We start from the raw sequence: 16,613 nt of genomic DNA, 5'->3' as shown, positions 1-16,613 counted from the left end.
GGACTGTGTCATTTCTATCCGTGAGAGGCGTGTCCTTTCTATCGGTGATCTACATTGTTTTATCGCATAATAAAGGTTATGGGAAATTATGCATGCAAACTCCGTCAGGCGGTCGGATATGCGGCTGATCATATCCTATCGATCGTAAGTCGTCAGCGGCTCCGCTTTGCACCTGGTAAAGCCTGTTCAAGGCACCGAGCCTTCTCCAAGCTCTTCATTCACTATTTGCTCGAACGATTTAGGTTCCAAATTGCCGTTCAGGCCCTCTGCAATACGTTTTGTGAGAAGCACTTTAAGTTCCGACCACGCCAGATCACCTTCCCTCTGAGACGGCAAAAGACGTTCAAGGGCATATTGCTTTATCGTTTTTCCTTGCAAGGCCGCCAAAGCTTTAAGGCTCTGATATTGTTGATCGGTCATGTCAATTGTCAGGCGCCTCATCTGTAAACCCTTACACAAATTCAGATTACCTCAAATGTGGGTCAGGTTAAAAGAGTTTACCAATTTAAAGTCATTATTAAATTCGGTTATTAAAATGCCATTTGAAACAGATATTTATGGCGATTACATAATATATCTTATGGGGAATTAGCCGTAGTTACTTGATGACTAGGGATTTTCGGCACATTTCGGGCCGTTTGGGTCACTCCGATTGACCAGATCTCCGCCTACGGAGGCAATACAAATGAAGGGCAGAAGTATGTCCTTCTGGATCAGTTTGGAGGAACCAGTCCCCGAGCGTGCCTGACCGTACTGGCAGCGATTTTTCCTGATATCTCTCTGGCTTACGGTTCATCTTCGCCGTCGCCATTCACGCGCTGGCTTAAAATCGCCCTGAGGCGGTTTTCTTCAAGATTTTAAAACCGGGAGAGGCAACATGGCACAGGCCTCGTACGTGCGAAGACTGCTTGCCTGGCTGAGAGGACGGTTGGGACGGTCCGTGGTCAGTCGGCTACTCCCGTGTCGACCTCGGCCATGAGCTGCGCGGCCAGTTGGCTGGCATCGCGTATCGAACAGGCGCCGGGATAGCTCCTGCGATGGACCACCTGACGGGAACCATCCCCGATTACACCAACATAAATGGGTCGCTCATCAGGGAGCAAATTCCTCGGTATCGATCTCGGGCTGGATCGTCGCCGGATAACGCGCCCCTTTGACGGCATAGATGTTGATCAACTCGCCCGCCTCTGCCAGTAGCGAAGCGTCCAGTTCCGGCACGGTCATGTTTTCTGTCAGGTGCTCGATCGAGGTCGTGCCGGGAATGACGTGGACATGATCACCGCGCGACATGACCCACGCCAGGGCCAGTTGTGCCGGCGTCACCGCTGCGCTATTGGCGAGATATTCGAACTCGGCAAACCACGTTAGGTTTTGCGCCAGGTTCTCAGCCATGAAACGCGGCATGGTGGCGCGCAGGTCGCGCGGGGCAAAATTGCCATCTCGCACCGCACCGCCCAGGAACCCCCGTCCCAGCGGCGAGAAGGCGACAAAGGCCACGCCGATGTCTCGACAGGCCTCGAGAACGGCGATTTCCGGATTGCGAGTCCACAGCGAATATTCGGTCTGGACAGCGGCAATCGGATGCTCGGCATGGGCCTTTTTCAGCGTTGCGGCTGAGACTTCCGACAGGCCGATGCTGCGGATCTTGCCTTCACGGAGAAGCTCCGCCAGCCCGCCGACCGATTCCTCGATCGGGACCGACTTATCCCAGCGATGCAGATAATAGAGGTCGATCACGTCGGTCTGCAAACGGCGCAATGACGCCTCGCAGGTCAGGCGCAGGGTCTCGGGCCGGCCATCCATGACGCGGGCGCCCGTCTCATTGGTCAGGCCGCACTTGGAGGCCAGGAAGATGCGCTGGCGCACACCCTTCAGCGCCTCCCCTACCAAGGTCTCGTTGCGTCCGAAGCCATAGAGCGCTGCCGTATCGAAGTGATCGACGCCGAGATCGAGCGCCTTAGCCAGCACCTCGCGTCCCGCCTCTGGTGTCGGCGGAACGCCATAGGCGTGTGACAGGTTCATACAGCCAAGGCCAAACCCGTTGACCGTTTCCCCTGCGAGTTTGCGCTGCATGCGAGCACTTTCCAAAAAGTGTGATGCACTTTTTGGCTTAAAAAGTGCGACAAAAGATCTAGTCTTTCAGTTGCTGTTCCAGATCGTGCAGCACCTTATAGCAGGGCAGGACCTGTGCAACAGAGCTGTTTGGCTCGCGGCCTTCACGAATGGCGGCGACGAATTCACGATCCTGCAATTCAATGCCGTTCATCGACACATCGACCTTGGAAACATCGATCGGCTCTTCCTTGCCGTTCACCAGGTCGTCATAGCGCGCGATATAGGTGCCGTTATCGCAGATATAGCGGAAGAAGGTGCCGAGAGGCCCGTCATTGTTGAACGACAGCGACAGGGTGCAGATGGCACCGTTGGCCGCCTTGAGCTGGATCGACATATCCATGGCAATGCCCAGTTCCGGGTGGATCGGCCCTTCGACGGCGTTCGCCTTAACGATCGGCGAACCGGCCTGATAGGCGAAGAGATCGACCGTATGGGCGGCGTGGTGCCACAACAGGTGATCGGTCCACGAGCGCGGCTGCCCCAGGGCATTCATGTTCTTGCGACGGAAGAAATAGGTCTGCACGTCCATCTGCTGGATATTCAGTTCCCCCGCCGTGATCTTGTTATGGACATACTGGTGCGAGGGGTTGAAGCGGCGGGTATGACCGACCATGCAGACCAGGCCGGTTTCTTTTTGCAGGTTCAGGACGGCCTCGGCCTCTTCCCACGAATCCGCCAGCGGAATCTCGACCTGCACATGCTTGCCGGCCTTCATGCAGGCGATGGCCTGTTGGGCATGCATTTGGGTGGGGGTGCAGAGGATAACGGCGTCGACCTCCTCCAGTTTCAGCGCGTCATCCAGTTCGGTAAAGACATGGGGAATGCCATATTTGGCGGCCACTTCCTGCGTCGCCTCTAAGGTGCGGCTGATCAGCGCCACCACTTCCACGCCGTCGATGTTCTTCAGGCCGTCCAGATGCTTAATGCCGAAGGCGCCAGCGCCAGCGAGTGCGATTTTCATGACTTAGTTTCCATTTTTCAGAATGATATGCCCTACCGCCGTATTCGACGCCGGGACGTGATAATGACGATGCAGTTCCGTGACCTTGTCATCGAGCGCGCCGCGCATGATGAGCCACATGACCAGCTCGATGCCTTCAGAGCCCGCTTCGCGGATATATTCCTCCGGCGGGATGTTCACGAGCCGGTCGACATTGTCGACAATGTCCGACAGGAAGGCGTTATCCCAGGGCGCATTGATCAGGCCGGCGCGCGGCCCCTGCAACTGATGCGACATGCCGCCCGTGCCCCAGATCTGCACATTGAGGTCTTCCGGGTAGCTGTCGATGGCCTTGCGTATGGCCTTGCCGAGATTGTAACAGCGGCGGCCCGAGGGCACCGGATATTGCACGACATTGACGGCGAAGGGGATCACCTGGCACGGCCACTTTTCCGGCTGGCCGAACATCAACGACAGCGGCACGGTCAGGCCATGGTCGACATCCATCCTGTTGACCACGGTCAGGTCGAAATCCTGCTGGATCACCGATCCGGCTATATGCCAGGCGAGATCGGCCGCACCTTCCACCGCCGGCACCGGTCGCGGACCGAAGCCTTCATCGGCCACGGCATAGTCTTCCGCCACGCCGATGGCAAAGGTCGGGATCAGGTCGAGCGAAAAGGCGGTGGCATGATCGTTATAAACGAGAAAAACCACGTCTGGCTTTTCGGACTCTTCCCATTTTTTGGCAAATTCGAAACCGTCGAATAAAGGCTTCCAGTATTCGGACTGAGTCTGGCCGGTGTCGATGGCGCGGCCGATGGCCGGCACGTGCGAGGTGGCGACGCCTGCGGTAATGCGGGCCATTACTTCTTCTCCCATTCATGCTTGTAGCGATTGCCTTCGGGCGTACGGCCGCCGGCCAGCATCATCCGGAGATATTCCGCTTCACTCACCCCGGTCATGGTCGAGGCGGCGTACTGAAAGCTCAGACCATCGGAAGAGAAGATCTTGGCGAGGAAATAGATATTGCCGCCAAGCGACAGCATCCGGTTGTAATCGCGGTCGATAACGGCCTGCTTCTGCTCTTCCGTCATCTTCCATTCGTCAAGATAGGCACGGTTGTCAGCCTTGAAGCGTTCGCGGTTCTCAGGCTTCATCAACGACATGCAGAACTGGTTCAGGTGATAGCCCTTGCGCGACATGCGCTCGTCGAAGACGGTCGTGCCGGGGACATCGTCATAGGGGCGTGATTTGGTCATTTGGGCGCCTCTTGACGGATAGTCACGTGAACACTCGTACCCCGCCCCTTTTCGAAGATGACCGTCGTGGTTTGGGTCGGTTTCTGGATTGTTTTCTCACTGCGGCCAGCCTGTTGCCTAGCGGCTTTTTCGCTGCGTGACAGCCTGGGTTTATTGATCACCGCGCACCTCCTCCGGCCAGTAGAGCCGCATAGGATTGGTGACCAGAAGCTTCTTTTGCAGGCTTTCGGTCGTGGCGATCTTCGGGATGAAATCGACAAGATTGCCGTCATCCGGCATATGCGACTTCATATTCGGGTGCGGCCAGTCCGTACCCCAGATGACGCGGCCGGGGAAGGCTTCCACAATGCGCTTGGCGAATGGCACAACGTCATCATAGGCAGGCGCACCTGATTTGCTCAGGCGTTCGGGGCAGGTCGTCTTGCACCAGAAGTTGTCATATTCCAGCAGCTTGACGAACAGGTCGAAATCCGGCCCGAAGGCGTTCTTAGAGACGTCCGGCCGGCCCATATGATCGACCACCACGGTCGTCGGCAGGTCGGTGAAGAACTTGAAATATTCCTTCAGGTCCTCGGCCTCGAAATAGATGACGATATGCCAGCCGAGCTTCGAGATGCGCTCGGCGATTTCGGTCAGACTGTCGAAAGGCAGGGCATCGACCAGGCGTTTGACGAAATTGAAGCGCACGCCACGCACGCCAGCGGCATGGAGCGCATGCAGTTCCTCATCGGTCACCGAACGCTTGACGGTTGCCACGCCGCGGGCCTTGCCATCCGAGCGTTGCAGAGCATCGACCAGGGCGCGGTTGTCAGCACCATGGCAGGTGGCCTGAACGATGACATTGCGCTCGAAACCGAGGAAGTCCCGCAGAGCGAAGAGTTGCTCGTAACTGGCATCGCACGGCGTATATTTGCGTTCCGGCGCAAAGGGGAAGATATCGCCCGGCCCGAAGACGTGGCAATGGGCATCGACCGCGCCCTTGGGTAGCCGGAATTTCGGTTTCGAAGGATTGGCGCACCAGTCGAGCCAGTCGGCATCCTTGGTAAAGGCGGGTAGTGTTGTTGTCATTCCATCCCTCATCGTCATTAGCGCCGCCATGCATGGCTACACGTTTATGCCGGTGTTTATCCCAGAAAAGCGGTCCGCTCGCTTCCCGTAATCGATGATGAATGCTATCGGTTCTGGTTATAGGAGGAAGCATGGAAGTCTTCAAGCTGCGACGATTGTGGGCCGTGCAGGCGGTTTATGAGACCGGCAGCACGCTCAAGGCGGCCGATCTGAATCATATATCTCAATCGGCTGTAGCGGATGCGGTCAGCGCTTGCGAAACGGATCTGGATACGCGCCTGTTCGAACGTTCGTCCCGCGGCATGGCGCCAACGGCAGCGGGAGATATCTGGTGCAGCCGTGTGACCGCGGCGGCCACCTACCTTAAGGCCGCCGAAGACGCACTGCGAACACGCAGGGGCCGTACAGCCCTTCCCTTCCAGAGGATGGTCACGGAAACGCAGCTAAGAGCCCTTTCCGCCATCATCGAAACGGGCAACTTTAGCCAGGCCGCCCGTCTGCTGGCCGTATCGCAACCCAGCGTACACCGCGCCGCCCGGGAACTCGAAACACTTTGCGGTCTGTCTCTGTGGCGCCGGGATGGCGCCCGCATCGAACCGACACCTGAAGCCCGTGCCATCGCGCAATATGCCGACCTGTTCTTCAGCGAGATCAGCCGGGCGCGGGAAGCGGTCAGGGAATTGCAAGGCGTGATGGATGGCGCCCTGCGCATAGGCGCCCTCCCCCTGGCGCGGTCGCGCTGGCTGCCCGATGCGCTGGCCGGCACATTACGCGCCTTCCCGGACGCCAGGGTCAGTCTTCTGGATGGTCCCTATAATGAACAGCTGTCTGCCCTGCTGCATGGACGCATTGACTTTCTGCTGGGCGCCCTGCGTATGCCCGCACCCGAAGGCATTGTCCAAACGCCCATTTTCGACGATCCGTTTGTGATCCTTGTGCGAGCGGGTCACCCGTTGGCCCTGAATTTCGACAGCGACAAGGACAAGCTGACACCGGAACAGCTGGGGAGTCTTTCCTGGATTCTGCCGCGTGGCGGGACACCGGGCCGGGACAATTTCGAAGCCTTCATCCGCGCCAAGGGGCAGGCTTCGCCTCGTCGGGTGGTCGAGTCCGCATCCCTCGTCGCCACACAGGAATTATTGTTGAGAACGGATCACGCGGCCGTGCTCTCTGCGCAGCAGGTTGGCGGTTCTGTTTCGGCCGGCCTTCTGAAGGTCATGGGCCCTCCCCTGACCGGCTCATCGCGCCGGATCGGCATCAGTGTCCGTCAGGGCTTCATACCGACGCAACTGCAAGCGATCTTCCTGGAACATCTGCAAACAACGTCCTGACGATCTGGACTGATTGAACGCCACCGTGGCTGTCGACAGATTTTGGTCGCGCCGTAAGAGATTGGTTTAGACCTTATGGACCGTCGGCTCTGATCAAACCAGGCGGACTGGGTCGTCGTCTGCTATAACAAATATGAATGCATAAGATCACGCATTCCAATTTTCCGTTATTCAAAAACTGTGGTTTCCTTAAGCCAGAGCACCTGCGCAGTTAGACGCGGGGTCTAGACAGGAATGGAAACTCAATGACTAAGCTCAAGTTAGATCCAGCACTTGTTCTGTGCGCAGGTCTTCTCACCCTTGCCACCTTCGCACTTATTATCGGACCACGTCTGCGTGCTGAACGTGAGACCGGACGGACAATTGAACTGGCTGCCGCATACACTTACGCAATCTCACACGTGGCGAAATAGCCAGGCGTTCGACTTTAGCGCCACCTAAACGATTTAACCCGACAAGCATCCCCAAAATGAGCCCGACCAGTTACCTGGCCGGGCTTTCAAGTTTGCGGGTGGGGAGGAATATCCGCAGAAAATGGGATCAGGCGGAGGCTCACGCCTCATCGATTATGGTGTTTTTCAGCAGACCGACACCTGAGACCTCAACCTCGATGACGTCGCCAGCCTTCATCCACACCGGCGGTTCACGCTTGGCACCGACGCCGCCCGGCGTCCCCGTCAGGATAACATCGCCCGGATTGAGCATGGTGAAGCCCGACAGGTATTCGATGATCACCGGCAGCGGGAACAGCAGGTGGTCGAGCGTGGCGTGCTGCATGACCTGGCCATTAAGGCGCGAGGTGACACTGACCGCGTTCAGGTCGGCGATCTCGTCCGGCGTCACCATCCAGGGACCGAGCGGACAGGTGGTCGGGAAGTTCTTGCCCGGCGCGAACTGGGTGGTGTGCCACTGCCAGTCACGCACCGACACGTCATTGGCGCAGGTAAAGCCGGCGACGTGGTTCATGGCGTCGGCTTCGGAGATATAGCGGCCGCCCTTGCCGATGATGATGGCCAGTTCAGCTTCATAATCGAGGCTGGTCGAGGACTTTGGCCGCAGGACGGCGCCTTCATGGCTGTTCAGCGTATCGGCGAAGCGCAGGAAGATCGACGGATGGCCGACCTTGGCGCGGCCGGTCTCGACGCGGTGGGATTCATAGTTGTGACCGACACAGAAGATCTTGGCGGGGTTGGTGACCACCGGCAGCAGCTGGATATCGGCGAAGGGAATGGTCGCTTCAGCCGTGAGGCTGGCCAAGGCATCGGCCTTCAGGGCTGCTACCAGATCAGCCGGTGCACCCGAAATAGCGCCGAGATCGGAGACCTTGTCGCCTTCGACATGGCCATAGGTCACCCGACCATTATGGGTATAGGATACGTACTTCATCAGATAACCTTCTCTTGCAATGGCAAGTACTTGAATATGCGTTCGGCCTTGCCGAGACCCTCGAAATCCTTATCGGAAATGCCCCATTGGTCGATGCGGTTGGGCGGCCATGTCCAGTCTTCTGGCGCGCCGACCTGGTAATCCTCGGGCACGATCTCGACGGCTGTGGAATATTCGATCACCGCACCGAACGGCGAGATGTAATAGGCGTAGACATTGTCGCCCGGTCCGTGGCGGCCCGGTCCCCAGGCAGGCGTCGCGCCGTGGTCGCGCATGCGGCCTATACCACGCATGACGGCGTCGATATCCTGCATTTCAAACGCAATGTGATTGAGCGAAGCAAAGCCAGCGCGCGCAAAGGCGACGCTGTGGTGCGACGGCGAACAGCGGACAAACACCATGCCCTTGGTGCGGTCGGAGACGCGGAAGCCCAACGCCTTTTCTGCTACCGTGGCTGTTGCCTCGGCGTCGGCCGAATTCATCACCACATGGGTCAGCTTGACCGGCAGATCACGGCCCTCGATCGACGCAACCTCGGTGGCGCCGACGAGGAAACGGAACACCTCGCCCTCCGGCAACTGCACCAGCACGCCCCTGCCGCCACCCGGGTCCTTGCTGATCGTATCCTGGATGATCAGACCCTCGGCCGCAGCACCCTCGCGGATGCGCGCCAGATCGGCGTCATCCACCACAAAGGTCGTCGAGCAGACGCTGGGGCCTTCGGCTTCGGTGAGAGATACCAGATAGGGAAAGGCGCCGGAGCCACGCAGATAGCTGGTGACGCCGGTAATACCCGCATCCGCCAGTCCCCAGATATTGAGGAAGAAATCGCGCGCGGCGGCGGCATTGGGCAGGTTCAGTTCGATGCTGCGCAGGCGGATCATTGGGCGGCTCCCGTGTCATAGGTCAGACCCGCTGCTTCCAGACCCGCGACGGCGGCGCGTTCGTCATTGTCGCCTGTATCGCCGCTGACTCCGACTGCGCCGATCACTTCGCCCGATGCATTGCGGATCAGCACACCGCCGGGTGACGGCGCCATCTGGCCCTGGCTGACGGCATAGAGCGCAGTATAGAAACCGGGATTGCCGGCGGCGCGCTTGGCGAGATCGCGCGTACCGTAGCCCATGCCGATGGCGCCGGCGGCCTTGGCCTGGGCGATATCGAGACGCAGAAAGCCCGCCCCATCCTCGCGCTCGAAAGCGACCGGGCGGGCGCCGGCATCAAGCACGACAATGGCCAGCGGCGAGAATTGGTTGTCACGCGCCGTCTTCAGGGCGGCGGCAATGATTATGCGCGCGTGGGCGAGCGAAAGATCAGGCATGGAGGCTTACTCTGGCAGGCGTGGAATGAAGCTGGTCGTTCAGGGTGTGCAGCAGGGTTTCGAGTTCGGCAGATGTCTTGGCCCGGCCGAAGACATAGTTGTCGGGCCGCAGCAGTACGGTTTCGTCGTTCAGCAGCTCGGTGAGTTGCGGGTGATCGAAGCGGGTGATGCCAAGGCGCGCGATCACCGCTTCGCCGGCGGCCGAGAGACCGTCCGACTGGCCCAGCAGGCGGAAGCCGCCTCCGGTCAGATCATCGAGCAGCGCGCCATCGATGCGCGGCTGAATAAAGCGCTCCCCTGCCCCTTCAGTGACGAGACCATCCGTATAGGGCGCGATCAGATCGGCGGCGGTAGCGATGTCCTGGCCCGAACGCTGGCGCTCGCGGATCTCGTCATCGCGCGCGGCGGCCTTGTGTGGGTCGAGTTCGCAGATATAGCGCCCCGCCGCGACGGCCGCACCGATGACGTGGCGCACCTGCGGATCGCGTTCCGACTGGTAAGTATCGAGCAGGCTGTCATCGGCCAGACCACGCAACACCAGGTCAAGCTTGAACGCCAGATTGCTGACATCACGCAGGCCATGACACATGCCCTGACCGAAGAAGGGCGGCGTCTGGTGAGCGGCGTCCCCGGCGAGAAACACATGGCCCTTGCGCCATTCGCGCGCCACGCGGGCATTGAACTTGTAGGTGGCGGTGCGGACAATCTCGTAGGTGCAGCCCTGCAGGCACGGATCAACGAGCGCATGGATCGACGCCGGTTCGACAATCGCCGTTTCGCTCTCGCCGGGCAGCAGCATGAACTCCCAGCGGCGGTGGGCGCCACGTCCGGGCACGATGGTGGCCGGGCGTCTGGGATCGCAGGTCATAACCGAAAGCTGCTGCGGATCGGCCCCCTCGGGCAGGGACGGAATCGGCGGGAAGCTGATCGGCCCGTCGACATTGGCATCGACCACCAGCCAGGCTTCCTCGAACAACAGGTCATGCAGCTCGATACCCAGGGCGTGGCGCACCGGGCTGCGCGCGCCGTCACAACCAATGGCAAAGCGGGCGGTAAAAGTTTCCGCACCAGCGGTGATCTCGCAGCCGCTGGCCGTATTGCGCACGCCATCGACCAGCACGCCCGGACGAAACTCGATATTGGCGAAACGCTGGAAGCCTTCGCGCAAAGTGGCTTCGAGTTCCGGCTGGTAGAAGAAATAGTCATTGGCCCATCCGAAACGCTTCGGTTTGCCGACACTGCCCATATAGCGGATGACATCGCCGTCGGCGCCGAGGTGCATATGCCCTTGCGTTTCGCGCGTCTGGGGCAGGATCTTGTCGGCCAGGCCCACGCCCTGGAACAGGCGCATCATCTCGTGGTCGAGGTGAACAGCACGCGGCAGCGGAAAGGCATCCGCGAACTGCTCCAGCACCAGCACCTTGTGACCGGTCTGGCCCAGCAGGTTGGCGGCGGTGGCGCCAACCGGACCGCAGCCAACAATTATAACGTCGTAACTCATAACAAACTCTGCTTCAGGAAGGCCAGCAGACGCGGCGCCACATAGGCGCAGTGGCTGGACAGTTCGCGCATGTCTTCGCTGGAAAACCACAAATGGCCCGCACCCGGCACGGTCACATACTGCACCTGTGCGCCGCCCTGACGCAGGCGCAAGGCGAAGACCTCGGATTGCGCATCGTCGATATCCTCATCATGATCGCCATGGATCAACTGGACTTTCAGCCCGCGCACCGCATGGGTGACATGACTGATCGGCGAGGCATCGAAATAGAGACGCGGATTATCGAGCGGCGTGACGCCCAGCATCCGCACGGTCGGGTCTTCGGCGGCCGGCGCATTCTTGATCAGATCCGCCTGCCAGTGCGTCACCAGATCATAGACGCCATAGACGCCCACTAAAGCGCGTATTGGTGGCGTCTTCGCCTCATCGCGCAACAGAGTCGCCAGTGCCGCCAGATGCGCCCCGGCCGAAGCCCCCAGCAGGCCCACACGGCCGACATCCAGCCCCTCGTTCGCCCCTTGCGCCTGAAGCCATTCCAGCGCCGCATGGACATCGGCGAGATTGTGCGGCCACACGGCGCCATTGGTGGTCAGGCGATAGCTGGTGGCCAGAAAAGCAATGCCGTTGGCGGCGAGGAAATGCCCCCATTGCGCCAGCGCCTTGCGCGACCCGCGCCGCCAGCCGCCGCCATGGACGGCGACGACCACCGGATGTGGTCCCGGCGTTTGCGGCAGGTACAGATCGCCCGTGACCTCGCGCGCGACGCTCAGCGTCAGATCGGCCTTAAGCATGTTCTTCCCGGCTGGGCACGGGCGCGCCGGCGATGCGGCCGGATAGCTTGTTCTTGTGGAACTGACCACCCTTCATGATGGCCAGCAGGTTGTCCTTCTTTTGCAGGATGCGGACGTCCTTCGTAACATCGCCATCGACCAACAGAATATCCGCCAGATAGCCCGGCCTGATCTCGCCGACCTCCAGTTCCATCAGTTCACCGCCGAGCTTGGTGGCGGCGTGCAGCACTTCCTTTTCCGTGTAACCAAACAGGTCGACAAAATGCTGGAGATCACGGGCATTGGTGCCATTGGGATTGAACGGGAAGCCGTAGTCGCCGCCGATCAGGACGCGCACGCCGCGGCGCTTCAGTTCCGGAATCATCTTCTTCGCCCGCTCGATGACCGGCTTGGCCATCTCCTTCATGGAGGACATGTCGATATGCGGCGGCGGCGTGGCTTCCAGGGTGGCGACAATGACGCCGATGGCGGGCGCCATGAAGATGCGGTCCTTCTGTGCCACCAGCATATCAATGGCTTCCTCGTCGGCATAGGTACAGTGGTACATGACGCGGACACCTGCGCGGAGGCCCAGCTTCACCGCATCATTACCCTGGGTATGGGCCGACAGAGGGATACCGCATTCTCTGGCCGTTTCGCCAGCGGCCATGGCTTCTTCCTCGGTGCACATCAGATGGTGCGACGAGCCGGGATTGAGCGCGTCCTCGCCGGAAATCACCAGTTTGACCTGATCAACGCCCATGGCCTTGCACTTCTTCACAAAGGACCGGATCGCTTCCGGCCCGCGGCCGTGATTGACCGAGCCGGGCTTGCTTTCATCCTCTTCCGGGCTGCGCTCCAGGGTGCAGGCGCGCAGGCGCGGCCCCGGCAGATAGCCCTTGTTGATATTGTCGCGGATGACGACTTCGATGCGATCAGAAAGCGCGCCGGCGCTGTAGACACTGGTGAAGCCGCTATCGAGCAGGATGCGGGCGTTCTGCGCCGTCACGATCATCATTTCCTCGATCGGCAGCACGAATTCCGGGACGAACCGCTCAGTGGAAGACGGCCAGCTCAGATGGCCATGGGCCTCGACCATGCCCGGCATCAGCACCGCGCCACCGCCATCTATAACCTCGGCGCCGTCCTCGCTGATCTTCGGGTCCTTCTTGCTGAAAAGCCCCTCCGGACGCTTGCTCACCTTGGTGATGCGATCACCTTCGACCAACACTTCGCCGGGAAACAGATCCGAACCGGAACCGTCAAAGATACGGACATTCTTGAATAAAATACGCTTCACGGGCTTCATCCCCTGCTAGGCGCCCGATTTGAAAAAGGTAAGGGCGCACGTCTCATTATTTGAAACGTTTATGGCGGAAGACGCAGGCTAGGGATAATTCAATCGGCCCATGGATACTATCAGCCGAACTTATAGGAAGGGGTCAGAAGCTGCGGGCCAGATTGACCAGAAACTCCTTCAGCCAAAGGGTGCCGGCGTCGTTGTCCTTGTTGCGATGCCATTGCAGACACTCGGTAAAAGTGGCGATTGGCACCGGCGCCTTTAGCACCCGCAAGGGCAGACGCTCGGCGAACAGACGGGCTGTGCGGCTGTGAACCGTGGCGATATAAGGGGTGCCGATGATAGTATCGGCCACGGCATTGAAGGTGGGCGCGTAGACGACAATTCGCCGGTCGATCCCCAGCATATCCAGGGATTTCTGCTCAATATGTTTGGGATTCTTGGGGCCCAAAGTCACGCTGACATGGCGCATATTGAGATATGCCTCCGGCGTCAGACTGTCACCCACCTCCGTATTGCCGTCCCAGACAATGCAGGAGAAATCGTCACTGAACAGAGGCACATGCGGGTGAAGCGGAAAGGTCAGGCCCTGGGGGGTGATCAGGAAGTCGATCTGGCCTTCGTTGAGCAGGGGCGACGTCATGTCCGAATTGAGCAGAACCAGCAGATTTATATGGGGCGCCACGGTCGCCAGTTCACGGATCGCCCGCGTCAGGAAGGCGCTGTAGACATAATCAGAACAGACAAGCGTAAAGTCACGCTCTGCGGTAGCGGGGTCAAAGTCCGAGCGCGTAATGATGATTCGCTCGATCTCTTCCAGCGCCGTCTTTACCGGTTCGGCCAGGCTTTTCGCGAAAGGTGTCGGCTCCAGTCGGCGCCCGACAGAGACAAATAATTCATCCTCGAAATGGGTCCGCAGGCGCGCCAGTGAATTGCTGATTGCTGGCTGGGTGAGACTCAGAATGCGAGCCGTTTCGCTGACCGAGCGCCCTTGCAGCAGATGGTCCAGAATAACCAGCAGATTAAGGTCCAGCCGATGAAAGCGCATACAACCACCTGTTTTTATATGTTTTATTCGCGAAAACGACGTTTTCTTTCCCGCCCTAAACTACACGGTCACGGCAACAGCGCAAGCATAACCCTGCGTGATGGATGGCATTGAACGATTGAATTTGCGGCTTATGGCCACCTCCCCTAGCCTGATATGACCAAAACAAGGCGGCGCGTAATTGCCGCCATCACAGAGAGAAACGCCGCCCGAAGCTGAAACACAGCCGGACGATCAACAGGGAAGGACGACCATGACTCGTCATACAAAAATTCTGGCCTTGATGGCCACGGGCAGCTTGCTGGCCATCAGCACGGCTGCTTTTGCTCAAGACGCCAAACCGGCCAACGATGATCCGACTGTGGTCGTCGTCACCTCACAAAAGCGCGAACAAAAACTCCAGGAAGTCCCCATGGCCATCACGGTGGCCGGCGCCGCCCAGCTGGAACGTCAGCAAGTTACCACGGTGCGTGACCTGGACCGCGTGTCGCCGGCCGTGACCTTCGTCGATGGCGCTCCCGGCGGCGGCGCGGGCATCCGCGGCATCGCCACACAGACTTTCTCGCCTTCAGCCGAAGCCTCGGTCGGTATTGTGGTCGACAATGTGCCGCAGGGCAATGTCAACGTCTCGAACCTGTTCGATATGGAGCGCGTTGAAGTGCTGCGCGGACCGCAAGGCATGCTGTTCGGCCAGTCGGCATCGGCCGGCGTGATCAACATGGTCACCAAGGCGCCCAAGATCGGCGACACGTCCGGCCGCATCCATATCGACTATGCCGACAACGGTACCGCCGGCTCAGAATATGGCGAGCGTGTAGTTCAGGGGGTGCTTAATCTGCCGATCGACAGCCATTCGGCGGTGCGCGTGTCGGGTTTCTATAACAACACCAATGGCGTTGAACGTGATCTGGCGATCGGAGGCGACAATCAGAACACCGACATGGGCTTGCGTGTCCGTTATCTCAACAATATTACGGACAATCTCAAGCTCAATATTATCGCCGACTACGACTACCAAAAGTATGAAGGCAACCACACCTTTGTTTTCCGCAAGGCCACGAATGCGGATACCATAGCCGCCCTTGCCGCCTGCGGGATTACCGCGTCAGAAGACAATAACACTGGCTGTTCGCAATATCCGTCCAACGAAACCTACGCCAATGCCGGCCTGTCCGCGCAATTCGATTACAAGATGGGCGATTACACCCTGACGTCCGTCACGGCCTACCGCGCCCGTGATCTTGGCGATCATAATACGCTTGATATCGTAGCGCTCCGTGGTGTCTATCCGCAACTCTTCCAGGACGAGACCGGCAAGCTTCGCCAGGTGTCCCAGGAGTTTCGCATTACCTCACCCGCCACTGAGAAATATGACTGGGTGGCCGGTGTCTATTTATCGCGCAGCACCAACGACCAGGACGGCAAGGTGGGGCTAACCATAATTCCGGACCCGGTTGGCTCGATCCTGCAATTGGCGGAAGCCGACAGCGCAACCAACAATGCCGCTTTGTTCGGACAACTCAACTGGAACTTCACCTCCAAACTGACCGGACTCATCGGTATCAGATTGAGCCAGGTGGAGGTGTCAGACCGCGAAGCGTTCACCAAGACACTTACCCTGCCGTTCGAGCCTTTCCCCCCCTACAACCCCGTACCCTTTACCTGTGACCTGCTCGGCACCGACTGCGTACCTGCAGGCCCTTATCTTGCCAGTCTCTCGACAAAGGTGAACAACGCGTCCGGCCGCATTGGCCTGCAATATAAGGCCAACCCGGATCTGATGTTCTATGGCACCTTGAGCCGTGGCTTCAAGGCGCCCCAGATCAATGATACGGTTTTTGGAACAGCCGCTATTGTGCGGCCTGAAATCCCGACGTCCGCCGAACTTGGGGTCAAGGGGATGATCGGCCGGGTCGGTATTGACGCCAACCTGTTCTACACCAAGGTCAAGGACTATCAGGGTCAGAGCTGCGTCTTTACCCCGGCACTCACCTGTGGCCCGAAGAACGTGCCGGAAGTCATCTCCAAGGGCCTGGAAATCGACATGTTCGGTAAGCCCCTGCCAAACCTGACCCTGAACGGCGGCTTTATCTACAACCCGGTCACCTATCCAGATCAATATACCGGCTCAGACGGCACCGAGATCGGCGGCACGCAGATGACCGGTGCGCCAAAGTACAAGTTCAATCTCTCGGCCCAATACGATGTAAACCTGCCGAATGATTTCAAGGGCTTTATCAGTGTCGACACGACCTACAAGTCGCTGGTCCATATGTATCCGTCCAGCGACGTAAACTATGACGTCGCGGCGCACTGGATCACCGGTGCCAAGGTCGGCGTCAAGCTCCCTGATGGCTCGACGACTCTATCGCTTTATGCGCGCAACATCGGCAACACGCCCGATCCGGTAAACATCTATCCGGGTCCTTCGACCGGCGATTACCAACAGATCGTTGGCAAGCAGGGCCGCCGCGTCGTGGGCATCTCGCTCGACAAGAGCTTCTAAGCTTCCCTTGCCCGATACTGGCCCGCTTCTTCGGAAGCGGGCCGCTTTTTCTTTACAGGACCTGC

15 protein-coding genes are annotated in these 16,613 nt (G+C 59.1%); 2 read left to right on the top strand and 13 right to left on the bottom strand.

Annotated elements, in window-relative coordinates; genetic code table 11:
* Window positions 1-186: 186 nt before the first annotated feature.
* The 6 genes from QM647_RS19080 to QM647_RS19055 form a co-directional block, all read right to left on the bottom strand.
* Window positions 187-441, bottom strand: coding sequence for an antitoxin (locus QM647_RS19080; RefSeq protein ID WP_414997151.1), 255 nt, complete (start codon window positions 439-441; stop codon window positions 187-189).
* A 651-nt stretch (window positions 442-1,092) separates the two neighbouring features.
* Complete coding sequence (locus tag QM647_RS19075; RefSeq protein WP_414997150.1) at window positions 1,093-2,073, bottom strand: aldo/keto reductase; 981 nt, start codon at window positions 2,071-2,073, stop codon at window positions 1,093-1,095.
* A 58-nt stretch (window positions 2,074-2,131) separates the two neighbouring features.
* Window positions 2,132-3,076, bottom strand: a complete 945-nt coding sequence (locus QM647_RS19070) for a Gfo/Idh/MocA family oxidoreductase (protein ID WP_414997149.1) — start codon at window positions 3,074-3,076, stop codon at window positions 2,132-2,134.
* A 3-nt stretch (window positions 3,077-3,079) separates the two neighbouring features.
* Window positions 3,080-3,922, bottom strand: coding sequence for a class III extradiol dioxygenase subunit beta (locus tag QM647_RS19065; protein WP_414997148.1), 843 nt, complete (start codon window positions 3,920-3,922; stop codon window positions 3,080-3,082).
* Window positions 3,922-4,317 carry a protocatechuate 4,5-dioxygenase subunit alpha gene (ligA, locus tag QM647_RS19060; RefSeq protein WP_414997147.1) on the bottom strand — a complete coding sequence of 132 codons (396 nt, stop codon included), beginning with the start codon at window positions 4,315-4,317 and terminating at the stop codon, window positions 3,922-3,924. The genes QM647_RS19065 and ligA overlap by 1 nt, the downstream gene beginning before the upstream one ends.
* Window positions 4,318-4,467: 150 nt before the next feature.
* Entirely contained in the window at window positions 4,468-5,385 is a 918-nt protein-coding gene (locus QM647_RS19055) for an amidohydrolase family protein (RefSeq protein WP_414997146.1), read from the bottom strand.
* Window positions 5,386-5,516: 131 nt separating this feature from the next.
* Between QM647_RS19055 and QM647_RS19050 the strand changes: the two genes are divergently transcribed.
* The gene (locus QM647_RS19050; protein ID WP_414997145.1) at window positions 5,517-6,716 is read left to right on the top strand and encodes a LysR family transcriptional regulator; all 1,200 of its coding nucleotides are present in this window, start codon (window positions 5,517-5,519) and stop codon (window positions 6,714-6,716) included.
* A gap of 552 nt (window positions 6,717-7,268) precedes the next feature.
* On the opposite strand, the gene QM647_RS19045 is transcribed toward QM647_RS19050, so the two are convergent.
* The 7 genes from QM647_RS19045 to QM647_RS19015 all read right to left on the bottom strand — a co-directional run bounded on the left by QM647_RS19045 (window position 7,269) and on the right by QM647_RS19015 (window position 14,042).
* Window positions 7,269-8,102, bottom strand: coding sequence for a fumarylacetoacetate hydrolase family protein (locus QM647_RS19045; RefSeq protein WP_414997144.1), 834 nt, complete (start codon window positions 8,100-8,102; stop codon window positions 7,269-7,271).
* A complete protein-coding gene (locus QM647_RS19040; protein ID WP_414997143.1) occupies window positions 8,102-8,986 on the bottom strand; it encodes a VOC family protein in 885 nt (294 codons plus the stop codon). Before QM647_RS19040 ends, QM647_RS19045 begins: the two co-directional genes overlap by 1 nt.
* Entirely contained in the window at window positions 8,983-9,423 is a 441-nt protein-coding gene (locus tag QM647_RS19035) for a GlcG/HbpS family heme-binding protein (protein ID WP_414997142.1), read from the bottom strand. Before QM647_RS19035 ends, QM647_RS19040 begins: the two co-directional genes overlap by 4 nt.
* Window positions 9,416-10,924, bottom strand: coding sequence for a bifunctional 3-(3-hydroxy-phenyl)propionate/3-hydroxycinnamic acid hydroxylase (locus tag QM647_RS19030; protein WP_414997141.1), 1,509 nt, complete (start codon window positions 10,922-10,924; stop codon window positions 9,416-9,418). Before QM647_RS19030 ends, QM647_RS19035 begins: the two co-directional genes overlap by 8 nt.
* The gene (locus QM647_RS19025) at window positions 10,921-11,715 is read right to left on the bottom strand and encodes an alpha/beta hydrolase family protein (RefSeq protein ID WP_414997140.1); all 795 of its coding nucleotides are present in this window, start codon (window positions 11,713-11,715) and stop codon (window positions 10,921-10,923) included. Before QM647_RS19025 ends, QM647_RS19030 begins: the two co-directional genes overlap by 4 nt.
* On the bottom strand, window positions 11,708-13,003 hold the full coding sequence (locus QM647_RS19020) for an amidohydrolase family protein (protein ID WP_414997139.1): 1,296 nt from the start codon (window positions 13,001-13,003) through the stop codon (window positions 11,708-11,710). The genes QM647_RS19025 and QM647_RS19020 overlap by 8 nt, the downstream gene beginning before the upstream one ends.
* Before the next feature lie 133 nt (window positions 13,004-13,136).
* Window positions 13,137-14,042, bottom strand: coding sequence for a LysR family transcriptional regulator (locus QM647_RS19015; protein ID WP_414997138.1), 906 nt, complete (start codon window positions 14,040-14,042; stop codon window positions 13,137-13,139).
* Window positions 14,043-14,295: 253 nt separating this feature from the next.
* Between QM647_RS19015 and QM647_RS19010 the strand changes: the two genes are divergently transcribed.
* Window positions 14,296-16,548, top strand: a complete 2,253-nt coding sequence (locus QM647_RS19010) for a TonB-dependent receptor (RefSeq protein WP_414997137.1) — start codon at window positions 14,296-14,298, stop codon at window positions 16,546-16,548.
* Window positions 16,549-16,613 lie beyond the last annotated feature (65 nt).

Origin of the sequence: Asticcacaulis sp. (assembly GCF_047605585.1) — a bacterium.
Lineage (GTDB): Bacteria > Pseudomonadota > Alphaproteobacteria > Caulobacterales > Caulobacteraceae > Asticcacaulis.
This window is presented reverse-complemented; position numbering and strand designations above follow the sequence as displayed.

What these genes read in the sequence shown, in the direction of transcription:
- QM647_RS19080 (WP_414997151.1), bottom strand. Translation starts at nt 441, where the DNA reads ATGAGGCGCCTGACAATTGACATGACCGATCAACAATATCAGAGCCTT.
- QM647_RS19075 (WP_414997150.1), bottom strand. Translation starts at nt 2,073, where the DNA reads ATGCAGCGCAAACTCGCAGGGGAAACGGTCAACGGGTTTGGCCTTGGC.
- QM647_RS19070 (WP_414997149.1), bottom strand. Translation starts at nt 3,076, where the DNA reads ATGAAAATCGCACTCGCTGGCGCTGGCGCCTTCGGCATTAAGCATCTG.
- QM647_RS19065 (WP_414997148.1), bottom strand. Translation starts at nt 3,922, where the DNA reads ATGGCCCGCATTACCGCAGGCGTCGCCACCTCGCACGTGCCGGCCATC.
- ligA (WP_414997147.1), bottom strand. Translation starts at nt 4,317, where the DNA reads ATGACCAAATCACGCCCCTATGACGATGTCCCCGGCACGACCGTCTTC.
- QM647_RS19055 (WP_414997146.1), bottom strand. Translation starts at nt 5,385, where the DNA reads ATGACAACAACACTACCCGCCTTTACCAAGGATGCCGACTGGCTCGAC.
- QM647_RS19050 (WP_414997145.1), top strand. Translation starts at nt 5,517, where the DNA reads ATGGAAGTCTTCAAGCTGCGACGATTGTGGGCCGTGCAGGCGGTTTAT.
- QM647_RS19045 (WP_414997144.1), bottom strand. Translation starts at nt 8,102, where the DNA reads ATGAAGTACGTATCCTATACCCATAATGGTCGGGTGACCTATGGCCAT.
- QM647_RS19040 (WP_414997143.1), bottom strand. Translation starts at nt 8,986, where the DNA reads ATGATCCGCCTGCGCAGCATCGAACTGAACCTGCCCAATGCCGCCGCC.
- QM647_RS19035 (WP_414997142.1), bottom strand. Translation starts at nt 9,423, where the DNA reads ATGCCTGATCTTTCGCTCGCCCACGCGCGCATAATCATTGCCGCCGCC.
- QM647_RS19030 (WP_414997141.1), bottom strand. Translation starts at nt 10,924, where the DNA reads ATGAGTTACGACGTTATAATTGTTGGCTGCGGTCCGGTTGGCGCCACC.
- QM647_RS19025 (WP_414997140.1), bottom strand. Translation starts at nt 11,715, where the DNA reads ATGCTTAAGGCCGATCTGACGCTGAGCGTCGCGCGCGAGGTCACGGGC.
- QM647_RS19020 (WP_414997139.1), bottom strand. Translation starts at nt 13,003, where the DNA reads ATGAAGCCCGTGAAGCGTATTTTATTCAAGAATGTCCGTATCTTTGAC.
- QM647_RS19015 (WP_414997138.1), bottom strand. Translation starts at nt 14,042, where the DNA reads ATGCGCTTTCATCGGCTGGACCTTAATCTGCTGGTTATTCTGGACCAT.
- QM647_RS19010 (WP_414997137.1), top strand. Translation starts at nt 14,296, where the DNA reads ATGACTCGTCATACAAAAATTCTGGCCTTGATGGCCACGGGCAGCTTG.